Annotated in this window: 4 protein-coding genes and 1 pseudogene; 1 reads left to right on the forward strand and 4 read right to left on the reverse strand. The window is 63.2% G+C overall.

Annotated features, from left to right (window positions below):
* The 4 genes and pseudogenes from DB30_RS39800 to DB30_RS39810 all read right to left on the reverse strand — a co-directional run.
* A partial coding sequence (locus tag DB30_RS39800) for an NACHT domain-containing protein (RefSeq protein WP_165704170.1) occupies positions 1 to 3400 on the reverse strand: 3400 nt, incomplete at its 3' end.
* A 27-nt stretch (positions 3401 to 3427) separates the two neighbouring features.
* A pseudogene (locus DB30_RS43355) lies at positions 3428 to 3736 on the reverse strand (hypothetical protein); the annotation flags it as partial.
* A 245-nt stretch (positions 3737 to 3981) separates the two neighbouring features.
* Complete coding sequence (locus tag DB30_RS39805; protein ID WP_146662795.1) at positions 3982 to 4824, reverse strand: hypothetical protein; 843 nt, start codon at positions 4822 to 4824, stop codon at positions 3982 to 3984.
* Between the two features lie 185 nt (positions 4825 to 5009).
* Positions 5010 to 5804 carry a hypothetical protein gene (locus tag DB30_RS39810; RefSeq protein WP_146662797.1) on the reverse strand — a complete coding sequence of 265 codons (795 nt, stop codon included), beginning with the start codon at positions 5802 to 5804 and terminating at the stop codon, positions 5010 to 5012.
* Between the two features lie 361 nt (positions 5805 to 6165).
* Between DB30_RS39810 and DB30_RS39815 the strand changes: the two genes are divergently transcribed.
* Complete coding sequence (locus tag DB30_RS39815; protein WP_052559255.1) at positions 6166 to 6711, forward strand: hypothetical protein; 546 nt, start codon at positions 6166 to 6168, stop codon at positions 6709 to 6711.
* Positions 6712 to 6764 lie beyond the last annotated feature (53 nt).

Below are 6764 nucleotides of genomic sequence, written 5' to 3' on the forward strand. Positions count from 1 at the left end.
AGCTGACCCAGCCCCGATGGCCCTCCCAAACCCCCACGCTCGTCCCTGACTCGACGTCCCACAACCGAAGCCTGCCATCGTGGCCTGCCGAGAGTGCTCGTGTTCCGTCGGGCGACCACGCACACGAGAAGACCGAGTCTCGATGTCCCCCCCACTCGGCGACGGTGCTCCCCGAAGCGGCATCCCACAATCGAAGGGTCCCGTCGAAGCCTGCCGAAAGTACTCGAGCTCCGTCGGGCGACCACGCACACGAGCTGACCCAGCCCCGATGGCCCTCCCAAACCCCCACGCTCGTCCCTGACTTGACATCCCACAAGCGAAGCGTCCCGTCGTTACCTCCCGAGAGCGCTCGTGTTCCGTCGGGCGACCACGCACACGAGCTGACCCCACCGCCATGGCCCTCCCACACCCCTACGCTCGTTCCTGACTCGACGTCCCACAACCGAAGCGTCCCGTCGGCGCCTCCCGAGAGCGCTCGTGTTCCATCCGGCGACCACGCGCACGAGCTGACCCCACCGCCATGGCCCTCCCACACCCCTACGCTCGTTCCTGACTCGACGTCCCACAACCGAAGCGTCCCGTCGTTGCCTGTCGAGAGCGCTCGTGTTCCGTCGGGCGACCACGCGCACGAGCTGACCCCACCGCCATGGCCCTCCCACACCCCTACGCTCGTTCCTGACTCGACGTCCCACAACCGAAGCGTCCCGTCGTCGCCTGTCGAGAGCGCTCGTGTTCCATCGGGCGACCACGCACACGAGCTGACCCCACCGCCATGGCCCTCCCAAACCCCTACGCTCGTTCCTGACTCGACGTCCCACAACCGAAGCGTCCCATCGTCGCCTGCCGAGAGCGCTCGTGTCCCATCGTGCGACCACGCACACGAGCGGACCGCCCCGCGATGGCGCGCGTCCAACGTCAGCGAACGAACGTGAACATGCTCATCGTCTACATGCGGAGCCACGCGCACATCCTCGAGCCAAAAGCTCGGCGGCGTCGTGTGGATGAAGCTGCAGCGGCGACCACTCCCTCCGCCCCGAGCACCATCGAGTGCAACACGACGAAACACCCCGCCATCGGCCCGGGCCCCCTCGAACTCGACATGCTTGGCGCTCACTCGCTCCCACTCCACGAAGCGCAGATCCGCCTGTTCAAAACACGCCCCGTCTAAAGTGACATTCACCCAACGCGTCTGTCGCAGGTTGGCCCCCGCCCAGCGACTCCCCGAGAGGTCCAGCGGCCCCCGCACGGCACACCCCTGAAGCTCGATATCCGAGAGATCGATCCCCACCACGTTTGGCATCGCCCAACCACGCTCGAGAGCCAGCAAGACATAGCGAAACACCAGCCACCGCGTCGCTCGCCGATCCCCGCGTGCCCACACGCTCAGGCGAGCGACGAGCGGGCCCTCTCCCCGTTCGCCAACGCGCTGCGCGAAGAAATCCCAGGTCTCTGGGCTGACCTTCTCGAAGCCCCATAGTTCGGGCGCATCGTCGACCAGCGCATCGAACAGATAGCTCGACAAGAAGAACTCTTGCATCGAGGTATGTGCAAAACGAAAGCCGGAGTGGTGCCCGGCCTTGTCGTCTTCCCGCACCAGAAAGGTCGCCGTGCGCAGATCCTCCTCGAGCTTGTCGGGGTCGACGTTGCCGTAGCGCCGCCGCATGGCCGGATCGCTGTCGAGCCACGCCCCGAACCAATCCTCGAGCTCGGTCGCCGGCACCAAACGCGACCCGCGTGCCCACGTCCACGCGGCGAGGTGGCTCATGAGCCTGAGCTTGTGGTCGGGCTTGATGTGGTGCTTGCCGCCATCGCGGGTCAGCCACTTACCAACCATCAAGCCATACAACGTCACCCCGCGTACGGTCTCGCCACGAGCGCGCAGCTGCTCGATCGCGGGTATCTGCTCGCCGATCAGCTGCAGCGTATACGGCCGCGCCGCCAACTCCTGCAGATTATGAACGCTGCGCACCAGCTCGATCGCGCGCCCAACATCGAGCTCTGGCAGCGCGCGCCCGAGGTAGCCACGGATCTGCTCCTCCCCAAGCGGCAGCAACACGAGCGCCGCGTAGTCAACAGCCTTCGTTCGGCCGCGGTCTTGACCCGTGAAGTGAGCCTCTTGCTCCGGTAAGCTGCGGAAGTAGTGAGTGCGACACGAGATCAACACACGAGTCTTGAAGCCCGCGCCCTCGGACAACTCCCGAACGCGCAGCAGCTCTCGCGTGAACTCCTTCCCGTGCACGTCGGACAGGTGGACCAGCGCCTCGTCGAGTCCGTCAAACACAAACAACACCGGCGCCTCCGCGGCCTGCTCGAGTAGCTCCTCCGCGGACGGCTTGTCACCCCGCAGCGGCCAACCACGCTCAATGCACTCATCCAGGATCTCGGTCAGATGTGGGACCTGCTCGCGCCCACGCAAGCTCGTCAGTCGGCGAAGGTCGAAGTACAGCGGGGCCGGCAGGCGATCGGCGGCCGTGGCGTTGTGCATCTCGACCGCGCGAATGACCCGTTGGCAGGTGACCGTCTTGCCCATGCCGTACTCGCCGAGTAGAGCGAACAGACTAGGGCTCGACGGCTCCTGCAGCCACCGCATGACATAGTCCACGGCGAACACCGAATTCGCCGACTCGTCCGTTTGCGGGCGTGCCAGCCACGACTCGTCGAGCTGAGCGATCTGGCCTTTGGTCTCCGCGATCAGGCGGTCGCACTCCTCGATCTCCTCGAGATCCTTGCTCAGCATGTGTGAGGCATTGAAACGTCGCGTGCGACGATCAGGAGGCCTCGACGGAGGCTGGGGGTCCGAGTCCGCGTAGGTGTCGAGCACGTGGTGGATGGCCTTGACGAGTTCGTTCATCCAGATGCTGCGCTTGCTGCTCTTTCGCCGGGGAAACGGGTGCTTGTCCCGCGGCGGACCCCGAAAGATCTGTCGCTCATCCAACCCGTGCATCTTGGTATTCGAGAACTCGAGCAATTCGAGTTCGACGGGGATCACCCGTTTGCCCTCGACTCCCGTTGCGCGACCCGACACGAACTCCGGAATTTCCACATTCTTGATGTAGTTGCTCGAAAAGAACGCGGGTGTCAGCAACATCAGCCCGAGATGGGCTTCATGCAACGCACCTCGGATCCTGCCGTCCCAATCTTCACCGGGCTGCAGCTGGACGTCCTGCCAAATCTCGAAGCAGTACTTGGAGGAGCTGGCGAGTCGCGGCGTCAGATCGTCGACCAGTTTGTGCGTGAGTTGATCGTCGGCGTGCGCGTAGCTGACGAACAAGCGGACAACCGGCATGCCGTCGCGCCGCTCCGTTAGCCGGACGCGAGGCTCGATGGCTCCGACCGGGATGCCCTTTGTGTCGGCGATCAGCCCGATGCCGACACGCTCGAGTTCCTCGGTCACGTTCATGCCTTCGATCGGAGGGATCTCGCCCTCGAACCACACCAAACGCCCCTCGGCGCCAACTGAGCGAGCTTCAGAACTGCACAAATCCAGGACCACCTCAGCCTCCTCGGCGGCTTTTGCCAGCTGATCCCTCAGCCTGGTCAGCGCCTTATTGGCGGCGCCAGTCGACGTGTCCGGGAACAGATCACGGTGGACATCCGCGATGCTGGCGCAAGAGTGCTCATCCGAAAGCAGTCCCGCGATGGCCCGAAGCCGATTGAGAGAGATCGGGGCTAGATGCAACTTCAGGCCATCTAAGGACCGCTTCACCTGGGACGGGGACATCGGCGACTCCGGCATGTCCGAATAATGTCTCAAACAAGTCCGAAACGCAAATTGCGCATGAACTGCGTTCTACGAACTGTTCGAGCGACTTCAACGTGGGCGTTCGGTAGCACCTCGAGAGTACCCGCGGCCGACGGGTCCGACATCTTCGACCTCGCGATGCCGACCGCAACCCGTGGCCGGAACCCCGCCCGACGATGGGCGCGAACTCGCCGCTGCTACCGAGCAAGATGAGGGCCGTTCGCGGCAGTCCGACGACTCTACCAATCCGGTCCGAGTAGATCGACCAGCGAAGCGTGTTCCGCATCGACCAACGGAAGCCCAACGAGCCGGCGACGACTCAGGATCGGTTGCTCCGGCGTCCCGGTCTGTGTTGCGTAGCTTGCGATGTACACGGGCGAGATCGTGCCAGCCTTCGATGTCAGCGGTAAATAGTATCCAAAGTGCCCATCGACATGCACCTCTACCAGTCCACCCGGGGCGCTTGCCGCGACGTGATCCTTGACGATTCGTGCCGCAACGTCCTCGTTTGTCAACTCCACGGTCGCGTCATCGATCCGAGTGAGAAGGACCTGGCCGCTCACGGTGATCCGTTGGCACCTGCCACTATTCGCATTCACGCTGACAATGACCTCAGCGCTCGTCAGCGGGAGTCCATCGAGGTCTGGGTGATACACGAAGTTGTAGCGATCAATCGACGCGAGACCCGACGCCTCCACATAGGTCGGGCGTGAGCTCGCGTACTGGTGCTCACGCTTGAACTCTCGCTGCCCGAGCACCCCCTTGTCCTCCAGCATGCCCAGGCAAGTCTCCGCGATCTCAGCGGCCTCGGCGGCTGTCATGCCCGCCCCCGGAGCGGGAATGGTTCCGCTGGAGTGCTCCGATGGTTCAGGCGTCGACACTGTGAGGCGGTCAGAAGCCGGTCGGTACCGAACGAGCAGTTCGTGGCCGCCGAGCTCGAAGCGGAGTGCTCCCTCCCGATATGGGTCGTCTGCGGCGGCCGCTGCCCACTCCGCGACCATCGTGGGGTCGAGGAGGCTTGGGCTGGGGAGCTCGGGGTCTTGCAGAACAATCTCGGCGATGAGCACCGCGCGGTTGATCACGTCGTCAGGCGTTCGTGTGTGCCTGGTCATCGAGAACGTCCCCCAGTGGTTCGACCTTGGGATCCCTTCTTGCTCGGCCTGCCGCACCCTGGACGCGTCATCTTCAGAACCGCAACCCACAACGCTGACCAAGGATAGTCCACAAATTACAACGGTCAGCCACCGTGAACACGAGATGAGCTGGGTCAGCATGGAAATGGACCTCCAACGCAGAAATTAGTAATGCCATCGAGCGGAACTTGGGGCGTCATGATTATGTACTGCTTGTTCGGAGAGTTGTCACTCATGTGCTTTCCGCTTCGCATGTTCATTTGGTCATGAATGGTCTCGCCGTGGAACTGCTGGGACTCGGCGAGCGTCTCTTTGGTGTAGACGACAGGCATCGTGGCGACACCAGACTCAGGAAACTCCATGACGTCGATCCAGGTATCGAGTTGTCCTGAAACGCTGTCGTAGTTCGGAGGTAGGCTGCTGTAGAAGGTGCTCAGGCCGGTCGGATCGACAACCGGAGAGTCGGCAAAACCGAGCCATTGCCGAAATTGACTGAGGTTCCAACTTTGCTTGAAGCAACCAAAGGGAAAATTCGGGCTCTGTGGGTCCTCATCGAACGCACCGCCGCAGCTCGCGACACTGATGAACAGAGACTGCTCATCACCCTGCCCCTGTCCCCCCATGTACGCGCCTGTTTCACCTATGCAGACGTCCGGCTTTTCGGGGTCGGTGAGACGGAACCCGTGAGCGCCAACGTGGCCGTGCCCGGCGAAGACTGCGACGCGCTTCGAGTCGGCGTACACGTGGTCTTTTCCATACGCGGTGAACCCCTGATCATAAAAATCTGACGGTCGAGTCTCCGAGCTTATCCGTCTTTGCCCCGACCATTGATCCAATTTCAGGGTATTCTCGAAGTCCTCGGTGACCGTGGCGACGTCATAGTCTTGACAGTTATTTGGCGCGGTCGAGTAGGTGGTCACTTCGGCCATGAAGAAGGTCCTGTCAGGATCACCCTCCGTCTCACCGACTCCGTCAGGGAGGTTCCAGGGGTTGCCATACAGATCACAGCCACTCCCGAGTATCACGGCAACTAGCGCCAAGCGGACACAACCGACCTTGGGTGCACTCACGAGGCCATGCTATCATCTCCACCAGCCGAGGAGTACATCTCATCATGCAGCGGACATCATGCTAGCCTCGCAATTCTTGCGCGATCGTGCCCTCGGAGTCGTCTTCGCGAGCCTCGCTGCGACCCACGTCGCGAGCTGCCAGGCCGACCCACCGCGCTCCAACGCCCTCGCGCAAACCCAGGTTGAACCCGCGACCCCACCACTGACGAATGCTCCGCGAATGATGCGAGATCACTGTCAGTTCACGACCCGCCCCGCAGACTCGCTCGAATCAGCCCTCGACGCCTTCGGCCCCCTCGAACATTGGCCCACAACCACGACAATCCGCTGGACCGCCGACGCCAAGCGGTGGCTCGGCCCCAACGCATCACCGCAAGCACAGACCCAGCTGAGCGCAGACCTCATCGAGGCGTCGGTCGCGAACATCGTCGTCCACACACCGGGTCCCAACGCCCCGAGCATCTGTGAGCGGCGGGTCGAGTTCGACGCCGAGCTCGACATCCGCACCAGCGACGGCATCGTCAACGCGCGCGCGCGAGGCCGCCTCGACGCGCGGCGGCCTGCGACGACAGCCCAGCTCCGCATGCAGATCCAGCCGCTGACAGACACCGCGAGTGCGATCTCGATATCCCTCGAGCTCCCCCATGCCACAGAAGGCTCAGCAAAGGTGGAGCTCCTCGGGCACGAGTCGAGGACCGGGACAGGTCACAACGGTCGGGGCTTCGCGGCCGGCGGCGAGTTCGTGCTGGGCTCCAGTGCGCTCTAGCGGCTATCAGACACCTTCGCGGCGCTGCGGAGGCGCTCGCCAAACCTCCGAAG

Origin of the sequence: Enhygromyxa salina, assembly GCF_000737335.2 — a bacterium.
Lineage (GTDB): Bacteria > Myxococcota_A > Polyangia > Nannocystales > Nannocystaceae > Plesiocystis > Plesiocystis salina_C.

Coding starts and splice junctions, on each gene's coding strand:
- DB30_RS39815 (WP_052559255.1), top strand. CDS start 6,166: ATGATGCGAGATCACTGTCAGTTCACGACCCGCCCCGCAGACTCGCTC.
- DB30_RS39810 (WP_146662797.1), bottom strand. CDS start 5,804: ATGGCCGAAGTGACCACCTACTCGACCGCGCCAAATAACTGTCAAGAC.